The sequence below is a fragment of the Nocardia wallacei genome (genome assembly GCF_029868745.1).
GTDB classification, from domain to species: domain Bacteria; phylum Actinomycetota; class Actinomycetes; order Mycobacteriales; family Mycobacteriaceae; genus Nocardia; species Nocardia wallacei_B.
The window spans coordinates 1-16,336 of the sequence record NZ_JARWOP010000114.1; the positions used below are offsets into that span (position 1 = coordinate 1).

At 71.1% G+C, this 16,336-nt stretch carries 10 protein-coding genes; 9 read left to right on the forward strand and 1 reads right to left on the reverse strand.

From position 1 onward, the window contains the following. The first annotated feature begins 56 nt into the window (after window positions 1-56). On the forward strand, window positions 57-1,388 hold the full coding sequence (gene mftF, locus QH470_RS08585) for a mycofactocin biosynthesis glycosyltransferase MftF (RefSeq protein ID WP_280271742.1): 1,332 nt from the start codon (window positions 57-59) through the stop codon (window positions 1,386-1,388). Window positions 1,389-1,583: 195 nt separating this feature from the next. Continuing rightward, window positions 1,584-2,282, forward strand: coding sequence for a mycofactocin biosynthesis peptidyl-dipeptidase MftE (mftE, locus tag QH470_RS08590; RefSeq protein ID WP_280271743.1), 699 nt, complete (start codon window positions 1,584-1,586; stop codon window positions 2,280-2,282). Window positions 2,283-2,355: 73 nt separating this feature from the next. Here mftE and QH470_RS08595 read toward each other — a convergent pair whose 3' ends face one another. Continuing rightward, window positions 2,356-2,928, reverse strand: a complete 573-nt coding sequence (locus QH470_RS08595) for a TetR/AcrR family transcriptional regulator (protein WP_280271744.1) — start codon at window positions 2,926-2,928, stop codon at window positions 2,356-2,358. 157 nt (window positions 2,929-3,085) lie between these two features. On the opposite strand from QH470_RS08595, the gene QH470_RS08600 reads away from it, so the two are divergent. From QH470_RS08600 to QH470_RS08630, 7 genes are all read left to right on the forward strand, one after another. Then, window positions 3,086-4,054 carry a ParB N-terminal domain-containing protein gene (locus QH470_RS08600; protein ID WP_280271745.1) on the forward strand — a complete coding sequence of 323 codons (969 nt, stop codon included), beginning with the start codon at window positions 3,086-3,088 and terminating at the stop codon, window positions 4,052-4,054. An 11-nt stretch (window positions 4,055-4,065) separates the two neighbouring features. Continuing rightward, window positions 4,066-6,291: an MMPL family transporter gene (locus QH470_RS08605; protein ID WP_280271746.1), complete on the forward strand. Its 2,226-nt coding sequence runs from the start codon at window positions 4,066-4,068 to the stop codon at window positions 6,289-6,291. Window positions 6,292-6,296: 5 nt separating this feature from the next. Then, complete coding sequence (locus QH470_RS08610) at window positions 6,297-7,442, forward strand: LLM class flavin-dependent oxidoreductase (RefSeq protein ID WP_280271747.1); 1,146 nt, start codon at window positions 6,297-6,299, stop codon at window positions 7,440-7,442. A 128-nt stretch (window positions 7,443-7,570) separates the two neighbouring features. Beyond that, entirely contained in the window at window positions 7,571-13,849 is a 6,279-nt protein-coding gene (locus QH470_RS08615; RefSeq protein WP_280271748.1) for a type I polyketide synthase, read from the forward strand. 10 nt (window positions 13,850-13,859) lie between these two features. Next, complete coding sequence (locus QH470_RS08620) at window positions 13,860-14,822, forward strand: AvrD family protein (protein WP_280271749.1); 963 nt, start codon at window positions 13,860-13,862, stop codon at window positions 14,820-14,822. A 33-nt stretch (window positions 14,823-14,855) separates the two neighbouring features. Further along, window positions 14,856-15,632 (forward strand): ATP/GTP-binding protein, encoded by a 777-nt coding sequence (locus tag QH470_RS08625; protein WP_280271750.1) that lies wholly within the window; start codon window positions 14,856-14,858, stop codon window positions 15,630-15,632. Window positions 15,633-15,641: 9 nt separating this feature from the next. After that, the gene (locus tag QH470_RS08630; RefSeq protein ID WP_280271751.1) at window positions 15,642-16,316 is read left to right on the forward strand and encodes a class I SAM-dependent methyltransferase; all 675 of its coding nucleotides are present in this window, start codon (window positions 15,642-15,644) and stop codon (window positions 16,314-16,316) included. The last annotated feature ends 20 nt before the right edge of the window (window positions 16,317-16,336 follow it).

The following is a 16,336-nucleotide window of genomic DNA, read 5'->3' on the forward strand; positions in this document are numbered from 1 at the left end:
CCCGAATCCGCCTGTGTCACAGGCAGTGTCGTTCATGCCGACGGGGGATTCATGCCATGAGGGTGCGGCTGGATCCCGGTGTCCGGCGCTTCGCGGACGGTCGGCTCCTGCTCGGCGGGTCACCGACCCGGCTGCTGCGACTGGGCGCCGCGGGCACCCGGCTGCTCGATACCTGGCTCACCGGCGAACCCGTCCCACCCGCCGCCCCCGCCCGCGCGCTGGCCCGCACACTCCTCGACGCCGGAATCGTACACCCCTCCACCGACCCCACCCCCTCCTCCACATCCGTTGTGACACTGGTCGTTCCGGTCCGCAATAACTCGCACGGCCTGACCCGGCTGCTCGCCGCGACCAGTGAAATCGCCACCCGGATCGTCGTCGACGACGGCTCCCGGGGAAAGGTGCTCGATGATGCGGGGATGACGCTGGTTCGCCATGAGCACGCGCGTGGTCCGGCCGCTGCGCGTAATGCGGGGTGGCGGCGGGCTATTACACCGTTGGTGGCTTTTCTCGACTCCGATGTCGTTCCCGCGCCGGGGTGGCTGGACCGTGTCGTCCCGTTGTTCGAGGACCCGGCCGTGGCGGCCGTCGCGCCGCGTGTGCGGTCGCTGCGGGGCGGTCCGGTCGGGCACTACGAGGCGCGGCGCTCGGCGCTCGATATGGGACCCGATCCGGCGGCGGTCCGGCCGGATGGGCGAGTCCGGTACGTTCCCACCGCGGCGCTCGTCGTGCGGACCGAGACACTGTGCGCGGTGGGCGGTTTCGACGAGTCGCTGCGGTTCGGCGAGGATGTCGACCTGATCTGGCGGTTGGTCGCGGCGGGCCACTCGGTGCGGTATCAACCGCTGTCGATCGTGCACCACGAGCCCCGGGGCAGCTTCGGCGCGTTTCTGCGGCAGCGCTTCTCCTACGGCACCTCGGCCGCTCCGCTCGCGCGCAGGCATCCCGAACTGCTTCCGGCGGCACAACTTCCGGCCGACGCCGCCGCCGCGGCCGCGTTGCTGCTCTCCGGCCATTTCGCGGCGGCGGTCGTCCCGGCGGCGCTGAATGTCGCGCGCTCGGCGCACCGGCTACGCCGCCGCGACGTACCGAGGGCGGCGGCCGTGTCACTCGCCGCCACGGGCCAACTGCGGCTCGCCCGACAGCTCGCCGACACCGTGCGCCGCACCTGGTGGCCGCTCGCGCTCTGCACCGCACGCGGCAGGCGCGTACTACGCGCCGCCGCAGCCCTCGCCGCCGCCGAATCCCTCCTCGAAAACACCGACGTCACACTACGTTTGGCGGACGACCTCGCCTACGGTCTCGGCGTCTGGGCAGGGTGCCTACGACACCGCACCCTCATCCCCCTGCTGCCACGAATCCGCCGCACACAGACAGCCCAGCCATGACGTTCCCCCACGACCCACTCCACCTCGAACCCAAACTACACACCACATCCTTGTGCCCCGGGCCACGTCGAACCCGGCGCAAACGGTTGGCAACGCGATGATCAACCTCGACGGCATCAGTTGCACGCTCACTGGGGACACACGCCGAAACCCGGTGCTGCTGCTCTGGATTCGCTGTGAACGGGCGGGGCGGTTGTGACGAATCTGGCGGATCTCCGGTCGCCGGTGCTGGCCGAGCGGGCGGGTCGCATGTTGTTGGCGGTGCCGTTGGGGGCGACCGAGCAGCATGGGCCGCATCTGCCGTTGGGGACCGATACGGCGATCGCGGGTGAGTTGTGCCGTCGGCTGGCGGAGGCCGTGCCGGAGGTGGTGGTCGGTCCCGCGGTCCCGTACGGGTCCAGTGGGGAGCATGCCGATTTCGCCGGGACCCTGTCGATCGGGCAGGCGGCGCTCGAGCTGCTGGTGGTCGAACTCGTCCGTGGGGCCGATCGTTTCGCCGGGGTGGTGCTGGTCAACGGGCACGGCGGGAATCTGGTTCCGCTGCGTGCTGCCGTGCGGACGTTGCGTTCGGAGGGGCGTCACGTGCTTGCCTGGTCGCCCTCGGGCCGAGCGGACGACAGCCACGCCGGGCACGCGGAGACCTCCGTCATGCTCCGGCTCCGGCCCGACGCCGTGTCCATGCGGCACGCGGCGCGCGGCAACACCGATCCACTGCCGAACCTCATCGACCGCTTGCGTCGCGGCGGCGTGGCGTCCGTCAGCGCCGACGGCGTGCTCGGCGACCCGACGGCGGCCACCGCCGCGGACGGTGACCGGCAACTCGACGCCTGGGCCGCCTCTCTCATCGAGTATGTGGCGCAGCGTTTTCCACCCCCGGCGACTGCCACGAAATGACTTTCGGCCCCGCACGTCCGGGCCTCACATGACCGGCTCGGCGGGCCTGGTCCTGCCGGCGAGCTAGCGCGCGTCAGGTACTCGCGCTGTCCAGCGCGCGGCCCGCGTTGGCGGTGAGCAACCGGACCGCGGCGGCGCGCAGATCGCGGCGGGGGCGGCGCTCGCCGATCTCGGCGAGGCAGATCTCGGAGACCATGGCGACCTTCATCCGGGCCACGGCCGCCGGGTCGGGCCACCCGGCGGCCGCCATATCGGGCACCCCGACCGCAATGAATCGCTCGTGCCGGACCCGGATCTCCTCGCGCAGATCCGGATCCGTGCGCGCCTGCACCATGAACGCCTCCGTGCCGCGCGCGGTCAGGCACGCGTCCAGGAAGGCGTCGATGCTCGGAGCGATCCGCTCCACGCCCGGCGCGGCGCCCGCCAGGGCCGCACCCACCTGCTGCGCCAGGCCGTCGAAGAACCGGCGGTGCAGGGCGATGACATAGCTGCGGCGATTGACGAAATGGTTGTAGAAGGTGCCCTTTGCCATGCCCGCCTCTTCGACCACCGCGTTGATCGAGAGACGGTGCAGCCCTTCACGTTCGGCCACCACAGTGCCCGCGATGAGCAGGGCGGTACGGCCGGCCTCGGTAATGACTCCCATGGTGTCTCATTCTCCCCACTCGACCTGAAAAGCCTAGTGTCATCAATCCCACCCGCCTACGCTGTGACCGATCGGTCACCAGGCGCTCGAGCGCCTCCGATTCGACCGTCGGTCATCGAGGACCGGTCCGATTCATGACGACCCGTGGGGGTGTCTCATGTCCGCCGAACGCACAGTCGCACAGGGTGACGTAGTTCCACTCTCGTCGAACGCGCACTACCAGGTTCCGATCGAGCAGCTGCTGCCGGCGGATTCGCCGCGCTCGAACGGGGAGGATCGTCAGCATATCGCGCGGTTGGCCGAGAGCGAATCGCCGTTGCCGCCGATCCTGGTGCACCGCAGCACAATGCGCGTCATCGACGGCATGCACCGGCTGCGCGCGGCGCGGGCGCAGGGGCGGGAGTGGATCGAGGTCGTCTTCTTCGACGGCAGCACCGCCGAGGCCTTCCGCCGCGGCGTCGAGCTGAACACCGCACACGGCCTGCCCCTGACGCTGTCGGATCGGAAGGCCGCCGCCGAGCGCCTCATCGAGACGATGCCGGACCTGTCCGACCGGGCCATCGCGCACACCACCGGACTGGCCGCCAAGACCGTCGCGAGCATTCGCCACCGTTCGACCGCCGAACTTCCGCAGTCGAACACCCGGGTCGGGGCCGACGGCCGCCGCCGCCCGCTCGATTCCGCCCAGCGGCGGCAGCGGGTCGCCGACCTGCTCGCCGACTCCCCCGACATGCCGCTGCGCTCCCTGGCCGCGGCCGCCGAGGTGTCGATCAGCACCGCGCACGCCATCCGGAAGAAATTGCGCGAGAACGCGATCGGCGAGGACACCGACATCGCCGCGCAGGCGGACGGCACCGCGGCGATCCTGCAGCAGCTCACCCGCGATCCGGCCATGCGGCTCAGCCAGCAGGGCCGGGCCCTGCTGCGCTGGCTGCACACCCATTCCATCCAGCGCGAGGTCTGGACGACGCTCGCCACCACGGTCCCTCCGCATCTCACGGCCGCGGTCGCGGAATTGGCGAATCGCAATGCACAGGAATGGCGCATCCTGGCCGGCCGGATCGACGCCGCCGCGGCAGACCCGGTGCCGCCGAACACAATTCGCCCGACCGCACATTGGGCCTAAGGTATTCGCTCATGCTTGCTGGTGTTGCGCGATTCGCGTCGAATCGGCCGAGGGCTGTGCTGTACGGCGCATTGCTCATCGGAATTCTCTGCGTCGCCGTCGGCTGGTCCGCGCCCGCGCATTTGAAAACCGGCGGCTTCGCACCACCCGGCACCGAATCGGCCGAGGTTTCCGCGCTGCTGAACAAGAGCTTTCCGAGCGCGGCGCCGAATATCGTGCTGCTGATCGACGCACCGGAGGGAATCGAAAGTCCCGCGGCGCGTTCGGCCGGCGCCCGGCTGACCGGCGAACTGCGCGCCCGGCACGACATCGACGCCGTCGAGTCGTACTGGACGGTGCCGGCCGATCTGAAGCAGGCGCTGCGCGGCGGAGACGGGCACAGCGGGCTGATCCTGGCCCACGTCACCGGCGACGACACCGACGCGCCGCGACGGGCGGGCGAGATCACCGAGCCCCTGATCGGCGAGCGCGACGGCGTCACGGTCGAGGCCGGTGGCCAGGCCGTGGCGCTGGACCAGATGAGCGATGTGATCGTGAAGGATCTCCTCGTCACCGAGGCGATCGCCGTGCCGCTCACCGCGCTCGCCCTGATGGTCGTGTTCGGCAGCGTGGTCGCGTCGCTGATCCCGCTGGCCGTGGGCGTGTTCACCATCTTCGCGACGCTGCCCATCCTGCGGTTGCTGGCCGAGACGGGCGAGGTGTCGATCTTCGCGCTGAATATGATGACCGCGCTCGGCTTCGCCGTCGCCATCGACTCGAGCCTGTTCATGGTCAGCCGGTTCCGCGAGGAACTCGCCGCCGGGCACGACACCGCCGCGGCCGTGCTGCGCACCGCGCGCACCGCGGGCCGGACCGTCCTGTTCTCCGGTGTCGTTGTGGCGCTGTCGCTCTCGACGCTGCTGGTCTTCCCGCTGTATTTCCTGCGCTCGCTGGCCTACGCCGGGCTGGCGGTGCTCGCCGCCGCGGTGTTCACGACCCTGCTGCTGGTGCCCGCCGCGCTCACCCTGCTCGGCCCGCGGGTCGATCTGCTGGATGTGCGGGCCCCGCTGCGCCGCCTGTCGCGCCGTCCGCTGCCGATCGTGCCCGATCCGGCCGACACCGGGTGGTACCGGCTGACCCACGCGGTCATGCGCCGCCCGGTGCTCGCCGCGACCGCCGTGATCGCGCTGCTGCTGGTGCTGGGCTGGCCGTTCCTGTCGATCCGGTTCGGAGCCGCCGACGACCGGGTCATCGCCGGTGCGTCCAGCCACACCGTCGGCGACGCGCTGCGGACCGATTTCGCGGAGGACGCGACCGCCGCGATCATCGTGGTACTCCCCGGCTTTCCCGGTTCCGGCGCACCGCTCGGCGAGTACGCCGCCCGGCTGTCCCGCGTCGGCGACGTCACCACGGTCGCCTCGGCCGCGGGCACCTACGCCAACGGCAGCCGGGTCGCGTCGGCCCTGCCCGGCACGGCCACCGAGGCCGGAACGTATCTGCGGATCGGCACCCGCCTCGACCCGTACAGCGGCGCCGGTATCGACCAGCTGGATCGGGTCCGCGCGGTGGCGGCGCCCGCGCCGGCACGGTTCGGCGGCGCGGCGGCCGAGAATGTCGATGCGCTGCACGCGCTTTCGGCCCGGCTGCCGTTCGCGGCGGCGGTGATCGCCCTGGCCACGCTGGTGGTGCTGTTCGTCTTCACCGGGAGCCTGCTGCTGCCGCTCAAGGCGCTGCTGCTCAACGTGCTGTCCCTGGCGGCGACGTTCGGGGCCATGGTGTGGATCTTCCAGGAGGGCCACCTGTCCGGGCTGTTCGGCTTCACCCCGACCGGATACCTGGTGCCGACCATGCCGATCCTGATGTTCTGCCTGGCCTTCGGCGTCTCGATGGACTACGAGGTGTTCCTGCTGTCCCGGATTCGCGAGGAGTGGCTGGATCGCGGCGACAACACCCGCGCCGTCGCGCTCGGGGTGGCGCGCACGGCCCGGGTGTTCACCGCGGCCGCGTGCCTGATGGCGATCGCGTTCGCCGGCATGGTGACCGCGCACGTGTCGTTCATCCAGCTGTTCGGGCTCGGCCTGGCCCTGGCGGTGCTGACCGACGCCACCCTCATTCGCGGCGTGCTCGCGCCCGCGCTGATGCGGCTGCTGGGCGCCGCGAACTGGTGGGCGCCACCCCGGCTCGCCCGCCTGCACCGGCGCATCGGCCTGCCCGAGGGCAGCGCCCCACCCGTGCCCGTACCCGACCGAGCGAAGTAGGCGACATGGTGAAATTCCGAACCGGCGTCATGGATTCCGGTGTGTACACCCGATTCTCGCCCGATCTGCAGTTCCGCGGCAGCCGCTCGGTCGCGGTGGCGGGCGGGGCGGATTCGCTGTGGGTGACCGATCATCTGCCGTCGATCCTCCCGGCGTCGATCTGGCGGCCGGAGCATGTCGGCATCACCCGGCTCGCGCCGCACGCGGACGGCATCTACGAACCGTGGACCGCGCTGGGCTATCTGGCCGCGCAGAACCGCTTCGCCCGATTGCGGCTCGGGGTCGGGGTCACCGATGCCGGTCGCCGCAATCCGGCGGTGACCGCGCAGGCCGCGGCCACGCTGCAGCATTTGAGCCGCGGCCGCGCGATTCTCGGGATCGGCACGGGCATCCGCGACAACAACGAGCCCTACGGCGTCGACTGGCGCACGCCGGTCGCGCGGTTCGAGGAGGCGCTGGCCACCATCCGGGCGCTGTGGGATTCGCACGGCCGCTTGGTGTCTCGGGACTCGGCGCATTTCCCGCTGCGCGACGCCGTGTTCGACATCCCGCCGTATCGGGGCACCCGGCCGGAGATCTGGGTGGCCGCGGGCGGCCCGCGGATGCTGCGCGCCGCCGGTCGCTACGCCGACGTGTGGTTCCCGGGTTTCGCCCAGCGCCCCAAGGAGTATCGGCAACGCCTGGAGACCGTGCGATCGGCGGCCTCGGACGCGGGCCGCGATCCGGCGGCGGTCGGCGCGGCCGCGGTATTCAGCGTCCTGACCGCCACGCGCGCCGCCGACGTGGACGCGCTCACCGACAGCGTGGGCGCCCGCGCGCTCACGCTGTGCGCGCCCGCGGAGATGTGGGCGCGGCACGGCGTGGATCACCCGCTGGGCGCCGGGTTCACGGGGTTGCAGGACCTGCTGCCGCAGGTGCTCGACGAGCGCACCACGCTGGAATACATCGATCGTGTCCCCCGGTCGCTGGTGCGCGAATTCTGTCTCGTCGGCACACCGGACGAAATTGTGGATCAGCTTGCGGAATGGCGAGACCACGGGCTGCGCTATGCGGTTCTCATGAACCTCAGCGCAATTCACCCGAAATTACTGAACGGCATGTTCTCGAATGCCGCCCTGATTTCCGTACTACGCCGCGCGAAGCGGTTGTGACACACAACAATTGACGTTCTCACCGAGTTCACAATAGGCTGTTCCGGAAAGCATCGATGCTTTGAATTCGATGGTACCGGAAATATTTCCGGCACAGTCTTTCGCATTTCGGCTGACCAGGAGAAACAATGGTCGACATTGCAATCGTGGGTATCGGCTGCCGTTTTCCCGGTGGCATTTCGGACCCCGACGGTTACTGGAAATTCCTGCTGGACAAGGGCGACGGCATCGTGGACGTGCCCGCGGATCGCTGGAGTACCGAGAAGTACTACGACCCCGACCCGGACGCGCCGGGCCGCATGTACACCCGCCGCGGCGGCTTCCTCACCCAGTCCCTGTGGGACTTCGATGCCGACTTCTTCGGGATCGCACAGCGCGAGGCCGCCATCCTGGATCCGCAGCAGCGGCTGCTGCTCGAGGTGACCTGGGAGGCGCTCGACGACGCGGGGATGGCGGGCCGGGTGGCCGGGCACGCGGTCGGCGTCTACATCGGCGGGTTCATTCTCGACAACGCGCTCGGCCGCAGCGGGCCGCTGGTCCGTCCGGCCATCACCAGCCACACCGCGATGAGTTCCTCGCACACGCTGCTGTCCAACCGCATCTCCTACCTGCTGGACCTGCACGGCCCCAGCCTGACCGTCGACACGGCGTGCTCGTCGTCGCTGGTCGCCACGCATCTGGCCGTGCAGGCCATCACCCACGGGGAGTGCGAGATGGCGGTGACCGGGGGCGCCAACGCGCTGCTGCAACCGGAGACGTTCATCTCCATGTGCAAGGGCCGGTTCCTCTCGGCCGACGGGCGCTGCAAGTCGTTCGACGCCGCCGCCGACGGTTACGGCCGGGCCGAGGGCGCGGGCGCCGTGCTGCTCAAGCCGGTGGACCTGGCGCTGCGCGACGGCGACCGCATCTACGCGGTCATCCGGGCCACCGGCGTGAACCAGGACGGGCGCACCGCGGCCATCCCGGTCCCCAATCCCGTTGCGCAGGAACAGCTCGCGCGACAGGTGCGGGAGGACGCGGGCATCGCCGGGCACGAGGTGAGCTACCTGGAGGCGCACGGCACCGGCACCGCCGTCGGCGACCCGATCGAGCTCGCGGCGCTGGGCGCGGTGTACGGCGCCGTGGACGGGCGCACCGAGCCGGTGGCGGTCGGCTCGGTGAAGAACAACTTCGGCCACACCGAGGCCGCGGCCGGGGTCGCGGGGCTCATCAAGGCGGCGCTCACGCTGCACCACCGCACCGTGGCGCCGCAGAGTTCGCTGGAGACGCCGAATCCCGCCATCGCGTTCGACGATCTCCGACTACGGGTGCCGCTGCGGCCGGAGCCGCTGCCCGGGGAGCCCGGCACCGGCGTGGTGGCCATCAACGGATTCGGCTACGGCGGCACCAATGCCCACGCCATCCTGGTCGAGGCGCCGCGCCCGGCGGCCGTGCCCGAGCAGCGCCCGGCGCCGCGAATGCTGCCCGTCTCCGGTCGCAGCGAGGCCGCGGTCCGCGAACTGGCCGGCCGGTTCGCCGCCACGCTGGACGAGCACTCCGCCGCGACGGTGACGGCCGCGGCGTGGACGCGCCGCGCCCACCACCCGCTGCGCGCCGGATTCGCCTACGAGGACGACGCCGACCTGCGGGCGCAACTGACCGCCTACGCCGCCGGCGACGGCCGGGCGCCGACCCGGATCATCGGGGAGGGCGCGGCGGAGCCGGTGTTCGTCTTCAGCGGCATGGGCCCGCAGTGGTGGGGCATGGGACGCGAACTACTCACCAGCGACAGCACTTTCGCGCGGGTGGCGCGCGAGATAGACCAGGAGTTCACCGCGATCGCCGGCTGGTCGATCGTGGCGGAGCTCCTGGCCGACGAGGCGCAGTCCCGGATCATGCGGACCGCCTACGCGCAGCCGGCCAACTTCCTGGTGCAGGTGGCGCTCACCGCCGAGCTGGCCGAGTACGGAATTCATCCGGCGGCGGTCGTCGGCCACAGCGTCGGGGAGGTCGCGGCGGCCTACGTCTCCGGCGCGCTGTCGCTGCGCGACGCGCTCACCGTCGCCTATCACCGCGCCCGGCTGCAGGCCACCACCGCGGGGACCGGCGGGATGCTCGCCGTCGGCATGTCCGAGGCCGACGCCCGCGCCATGCTCGCGAACACCGCGGGCATCTCGGTCGCCGCGATCAACAGCCCGAGTTCGGTCACCCTGGCCGGTGACCGCGACGACCTCGAGATGCTGCGCGACCTCCTGGCCTCGACCGGAACCTTCGCGCGCGCACTGCGGGTGGAGGTGCCCTACCACAGCCATCTCATGGACCCGATCCTCGGCGAATTGCGCGGCGCACTGGCCGATCTCGCCCCGCGCGACGCGAAGCTCACCACCTACTCCACCGTGACCGCGTCGGAGATCCCGGGCCAGACCTGGACCGGCGACTACTGGTGCCGCAACGTGCGCGAGCCGGTCCGTTTCGCCGACGCCATCGGCGCCCTGGTCGACGCCGGGCACCGGGTGTTCCTCGAGGTGGGCCCGCATCCCGTGCTGGGCGGCAACATTCGCGAGATGCTGATCCAACGGGGAGTGATCGGCACCTCGGTCGCCACATTGTCGCGGGATCTGCGCGACCACCACAATGTGCGGCGCGCCGTGGCGGATCTGTACGCCGCCGGCGCTCTGGGCGGGACCGGCATACCCGGACGCTCGGAATCGGTGGCGCCGCACCTGGACCTCCCGGCCTACCCCTGGCAGCGCCGGTACCTGTGGCAGGACGAGCCGATCACCGTGCTCGACCGGATCGGCACGCCGGACGGACCCGCGATGCTGGGCGACGCGACATCCTCGGCGTCGTCGGAATGGGAAGTGCAGCTGTCGATTTCGAGCTTCCCGTGGCTGCGTGACCATGTGGTGGAGGGCCACGTCGTCCTCCCCGGGGCCGCCTACCTCGACGCCGCGCTCAGCGCCGCGGTGCAGCGCACCGGCCGCGCCAGCGTCGGGCTGGAGTCGGTGGAGTTCGTCGCGCCGCTGGTCGTCGACGAGCACGACGTGCCGGTACTGCGGATCACCGTCGAGGAGTCGACTCGCCGGTTCCTGATCCGCTCCCGCTCCGCCACGGCCGAGAACTGGACCCTCAACGCGCGCGGGCGGCTGATCGAGGCCGGGTTCGAACCCGCGGTCGAGGAGGTGTCCGCACCGCCGGACGCCGCCGCGGTGGCGGGCCCGGACCTGTACCGCGCCTTGGCCGCTCGCGGACTCGAGTACGGACCGGCCTTCCAGCGCATCGTCTCGGCGGTGGTGGGCGACGAGGCCGTGCTGGCGTCACTGTCGGCGGCCGACCAGCCGGGGCACCGGCACCTGGCCCATCCGGCGCTGGTGGACGCCGCGCTGCAATGCGTCGCGGCCCTCGCCGCCGGAGAGGACGGCGAGGCCGCGGTGGTGCCCGCCGCCATCGCGGGCGTCCGCCTGCTCGGACCGCTCCCGGCGCGCCCGCGGGCCCTGGTGACCCGGCGCGGCGCCGATCCGCTGCGCGCGGATATCGCGCTCGTCGACGAGCACGGCACGGTGGCCCTGCGGCTGCTCGGGGTCGAATTCCGGCCGGTGGCCGCGGCGACGGATATCACCAGGCAACTGGATCGGGTGTTTTACCAACAGGTCTGGCAGACCCTGGACGCCCGGCCGGACACCGCGGCCCGGCCGGACGAGGCGATCGTGGCGGTCGCCGTGGGCTCCGGCGCGACCGAGCGCGCCGCCGAGCTGCTCGGCGACCTGGATTACCGACCGGTGGCGCTGGCCGATCCGCCAGCGCCCGCCACCGACGAGTTGCTGCGCCGGGCATTGCGTTCCGGCGCGGACGCACCGGCGGGCGAGCGGATCCGGGTGCTGGTGGTGCTGGGCGACGACCTCGGCGACGCCGACAACGTCTACGGCCTGGTGCGGGTCGCTCACGCCGTCGACGAGTTACGCGCCGACCATCCGGCGGCACAGGTCCGGGGCGTCGTCGTGACCGAGCAGGCGCTGTGCCCGCCCGGCGACTCCGCGGTCCGGGCGTCGCACGCCGCGCTGATCGGCGCCCGCCGGGCGCTGCGCAACGAGCAACCCGCCGTCGCGTGGCGGCTGGTGGATCTCCGCGACACCGGCGAAATACCCGATGTCGCAATACTTTTCGCCGACGATGCGGCCGATGAGATCGCCGTCCGGGGCGAGCAGCACTGGGCCGTGCGGATCGATCAGGGCCTGCGGTCCCATCTGGACCGGCGCGCGCAGGCCGCACCGCTGCGCGATCCGGAGCGCTCCTTCGAACTCGAGGTCCCGCAGTCGCGGCTGATGTCGGATCTGGGCCTGCGCGAAAGCGATCGGGTCGCGCCCGGTCCGGGCGAGGTCGAACTCCGGATGGAGACGGTCGGGCTCAACTACAAGGACGCCATGAAGGTCATCGGCGTCCTCACCGAAAAGGAGCTGGGCGACACGTATTTCGGGATGACCGTCGGCATGGAGGGCTCCGGGATCGTCGCGCGCGTCGGGCCGGGTGTGACACAGGTGGCCGTCGGCGATCGGATGATGGTGTGCGCCCGTGACATCCTGCGCCGGTACGTGACGATGCCGGTGGACGCCGGCGCCACCCTCCCGCACCCGCTGCGGCCGGACGAACCGTACGACCCGCTCACCTGCGGCTCCGGATTGCCGTATCTGACGGCCGAATTCGGGCTGCGCACCCTGGCCCGGCTGCGGCCCGGCGAGACCGTGCTGATCCACGGCGCGGCCGGCGGCATGGGCATGGCGGCGGTGCAGGTGGCGCTGGACATCGGGGCCGAGGTGATCGCCACGGCCGGTACCGAGCAGCGGCGCGAATTCGTGCGGCAGCTCGGCGTGCGCGACGTGCTGAATTCGCGGTCTGCCGGATTCGTCGACGACATCGCCCGGCTCACCGGCGGGCGCGGCGTGGACGTCGTCTACAGCTCCGCGCCGGGCGAGATCCTGCAACAGAACTTCCGGGTGGCGGCGGAGTTCGGCCGCATCGTCGACATCGGCAAGGCCGACATCTACGACGGCGGCGTCCTCGACCTGGGCCCGTTCGACCACAACCTCACCTTCTTCGCCGTGGACATGGACCGCGCCATGGCCCACGATCCCGAAATCCTGCGCGCCCCCTTGCGTGTCGCGCAGCAGCGGCTGCGCGAGGGCACCTACCCCTACCTGCCGTACCAGGCGTATCCGGTGTCCGAACTGGCCGCGGCCTTCGAATCGGTGGCCCGGGCCGACCAGATCGGGCGGGTGGTGCTGGACCTGCGCGAGCAACGTCCGCGGGTGCGGCCGCGCATCGACCATCCGCGCATCGATCCCGGCGCGAGCTATCTGGTCACCGGCGGGTTCGGCGGTTTCGGTCTCGCGACGGCGCGCTGGCTGGTGCGGGCGGGAGCACGGCGGCTGATTCTCGCCGGGCGCGGCGGCGCGACGACGTCCCGGGCCCGCGCGCAGCTCGCCGAATTCGCCGCGGCCGGTGTCGACGTCGTGCCGGAACGGCTGGACATCTCCGAGTACGCCGCCGTCGCCGACCTGGTCGCCCGCTGTCAGTCCGGACCGGCGCCGCTGCGCGGCATCTTCCACGCGGCCGGTGTGGTCGACAACCTGCCCGTCCCGCAGATCACCCGCGACTCGTTGCGCGCCCTGTTCACGAAGGTGCGGGGCGCGGAGAATCTCGACCGGGCCACCGCGGCCGCGGGCATCGAACTGGACCTGTTCGTGCTCTACTCCTCGATCAGCGCGCTGGGCTGCATCACGCCGCAAATCGGTTATGCCGCAGCCAATTCCGCGCTCGACGCGCTCGCGGCCGACCGCCATCGGCGCGGCCTCGCGGGGCTGGCGGTGAACTGGGGTTTCATGAGCGGCGGCGGCATGGCCGACGGCAGCGAGGCGCTGGTCGACTACGTCAAGATGCTCGGCTTCCTGCCCTTGGACATGGACCGGGCGACCGCGCTGCTGCGGGAATGCCTGTCGCTGGACACTGCCCAGGCGGTGATCGCCGACATCGACTGGGAGGTGTGGTCGCGCGGGGCCCGGCCGTCGGTCGAGACGGTGCGCTTCCGGGAACTGCTCGCGGCGGCCGGGGTCGGCGGCGGCGGGGGTAGCACCCTGCGCCACGACATCCTCGCCCTGCCCGCCGAACAGCGCGCCGACTTCGTCGCCCAGCGCCTCGCCGACCAGCTCGCGGTGGTGCTCGGGGTGGCGGCCGAGACCATCAACATCGACGAGCCGGTCACCGATCTCGGCATGGACTCGCTGATGGCCATGGAGTTCGGCGCCCGCACCGAGAAGGCGCTGGACATCAAGATCTCCGCACTCGAACTCGGCCGGGGACTGTCCCTGCGCGGACTGGGCAGCAAGGTCGCCGGCCAGCTGGCCGTCGCCGACGACGCCCCCGCCGCCGCCTGAGAGGAACCGCATGACCACCGAACTGATCGCCTACGCCGACATCGACGAGGTGCTCGGCGACCGCGCCGGACGTTTCTTCGGCGAGGGCTACAAACGCCTCACCCACCATCTGGACGCCATCGTCCTGGACCACGACGAGCAGGGTCGCCCGCGGGCGACCGCCACGGCGGGCGTGCGCTATCCGGCCGACTGGTCGCGCAAGCGCAGCCGGGTGCTGGAACCGCACCTGAGCAGTCTCGACGCCGCGATCTTCGGCCACCGCCTGCTCGACGTGGTGCTGCGCGAGTTCTTCGGGCTGTCCGCGCACGACATCCGCTCGGCGTGGCTGCCGTCCATCCGGTTCAGCAGCGGGACCGCCGCGACCGAATCGCTGGACCGGTTCCCGGTGACCGCGCGGGTCACCTCGTTCGAGGGCCACACCCTCACGGTCACCGGCGAATTGGGCCACGGCATGACGCTGGAGGCGACCGTCGCGCTGCCGGTGCCCGCGGCTCCGCGCGACCTCGAACGCGCCACCGCCACCGAGCGCGGCGGCGGCTTCTTCCACGACGCGGTGTACCGCCGCGCCCAATACCTGCGCAATGTCGTCGTCACCGCCGACGGCACCGGCGCGACGGCCGAATACGAACTGGCACACCTGGATACGGCCGCCGCCGGGGAGGGCGTGGCCGACGCCTACCAGCCGTCGATCTCGCTGGTCGACGCGACGGTGCTGCTGGCGCAGCTGTCCCAGGTGGTGCTGTACGAGCTGGACAACATCGCCCGCGCGGACAGCGAGACCCTGTGGATGCGGCGGATGGCCACGCGCGCCACCGCTCCCCCGGCCCGCTACGCCCCGGGCACGGTGTCCACGCGCATGGTGCGGTCGATGATCCTCACCTTCGGCGGCGGCGACTGGCGCATCTCCAGCTGGGCGTCGGACTTCGCCGGGTGCACGGTCACCTACGACCTGGCGCACCGGCTTCCCACGTAATCCACGCGACAACAGCTACCGAAAGGCATATCCATGCCGGGAAACGATTTTCGACGCATCTGCGTCTCCGGGACCTACTCCACCGGGAAGACCACCACCTCGACCGCGCTGTCGCTGCTGACCGGGGTGCCGCGCGTCGACGCGTCGTCCGCGCGGGAAGTAGTCACCGAACTGTATCCGGGGATGCGGTTCCAGGATCTGAGCACCACCGAACTCATGGCGCTCGGCTTCCGTCGGCTGGAACTGCGCATCCAGGCCGAGGCGATCCTGGACGCGCAGGGCGGATTCGTCGCCGACGGGTCCGTGCTCAACGAATGGATCTACGGCGTCACCCGGCTGATCACAGGGCCGAACCCGGGTTCCTCGCGCTGGCACAAGGCCCTGAAGAACACCCTCACCCTGCCCGGCCGGCCCTTCTATCGCCGCTATCTCAACGCCTACGGCGACATGGCGCGCCAGCGGGCGCGGCACGGCTACGACATCTTCTTCCACCTGCCCGTCGAGATTCCGATGGATCCCGACGGGCACCGCCCGGTCGACGAACGGTACCGGCAGATCTCCGATCGAAAACTGCTGCACGCGATCAGCGAGCTCGGGCAGCCGGTGGTCACCGTGCGCGGCACGCCCGAGGAGCGGCTGGAAGCGATCGTGAACATGCTCGACATCCCGACCGTGATGGACATCGACGTGGCGGTGCGGAAGGCGGCGGACATCGTGCGCACCAGCCGCGAGCGGGTGCAGGAGGCGATCGTCGCCCAGCAGCAGCCGCACACCCTGGCCCGCAAGATCAAGTTCGCGACCCGCGTGTAGGAGACTGCCATGACCGTCCTGCTGGACAAGACGAAGCGCTACAACCCGATCGACTCGTGGTTCTACGACAACTTCATCTCCGACGCGGTCCGGGAGATGACTCCCACCCTGTTCGACGACATCGCCGGGCTGCTCGGCCCCGACGCCGAGGTGCTCGATGTCGGTTGCGGCGGTGGACAACTCGCCGTCGGGCTGGCGAGCGCCGGTGCGCGGCTGCGGCTGACCGGCATCGACCTGTCGCCGCAGCAGGTCCGGCGCGCCCGCAGACGCGGCGCCCCGCTGGGCGATCGGGTGCGGTTCCGGGAGGGCTCGGCGATGGATCTGCCGTTCCCGAACGACACCTTCGACGCCGTCGTCAGCTCCGGCTCCATCAAGCACTGGCCCGATCAGCGCCGAGGCCTGGCGGAGATGATCCGCGTGCTGCGGCCCGGCGGGCTGCTGGTGATCATCGAGGCCGACCGCGGCTGCACGTTCGAGGACGCGCAAACCTTCGTCGACCGCTGGCGGCTGCCGCAGCCGGTGCCCCGGCTCTGCCTGCCGTTCTTCCGCACCTACATCGCGGGCTACGGCATCGATCTCGACGACGGCCGTCGCCTGGTCGAGGACCTCGCGCTCACCGGCGCGACGGTCGAACGCATCGAGGGGGAACCCGGAATTCGCATCACCGCACGGAAGGCGGACTGACACTTCGCGCCGCCGTAATC

Bases quoted from the DNA above. Each gene is read 5' to 3' on its own strand.
- mftF (WP_280271742.1), top strand. From the start codon at position 57: ATGAGGGTGCGGCTGGATCCCGGTGTCCGGCGCTTCGCGGACGGTCGG.
- QH470_RS08595 (WP_280271744.1), bottom strand. From the start codon at position 2,928: ATGGGAGTCATTACCGAGGCCGGCCGTACCGCCCTGCTCATCGCGGGC.
- QH470_RS08600 (WP_280271745.1), top strand. From the start codon at position 3,086: ATGTCCGCCGAACGCACAGTCGCACAGGGTGACGTAGTTCCACTCTCG.
- QH470_RS08605 (WP_280271746.1), top strand. From the start codon at position 4,066: ATGCTTGCTGGTGTTGCGCGATTCGCGTCGAATCGGCCGAGGGCTGTG.
- QH470_RS08610 (WP_280271747.1), top strand. From the start codon at position 6,297: ATGGTGAAATTCCGAACCGGCGTCATGGATTCCGGTGTGTACACCCGA.
- QH470_RS08615 (WP_280271748.1), top strand. From the start codon at position 7,571: ATGGTCGACATTGCAATCGTGGGTATCGGCTGCCGTTTTCCCGGTGGC.
- QH470_RS08620 (WP_280271749.1), top strand. From the start codon at position 13,860: ATGACCACCGAACTGATCGCCTACGCCGACATCGACGAGGTGCTCGGC.
- QH470_RS08625 (WP_280271750.1), top strand. From the start codon at position 14,856: ATGCCGGGAAACGATTTTCGACGCATCTGCGTCTCCGGGACCTACTCC.
- QH470_RS08630 (WP_280271751.1), top strand. From the start codon at position 15,642: ATGACCGTCCTGCTGGACAAGACGAAGCGCTACAACCCGATCGACTCG.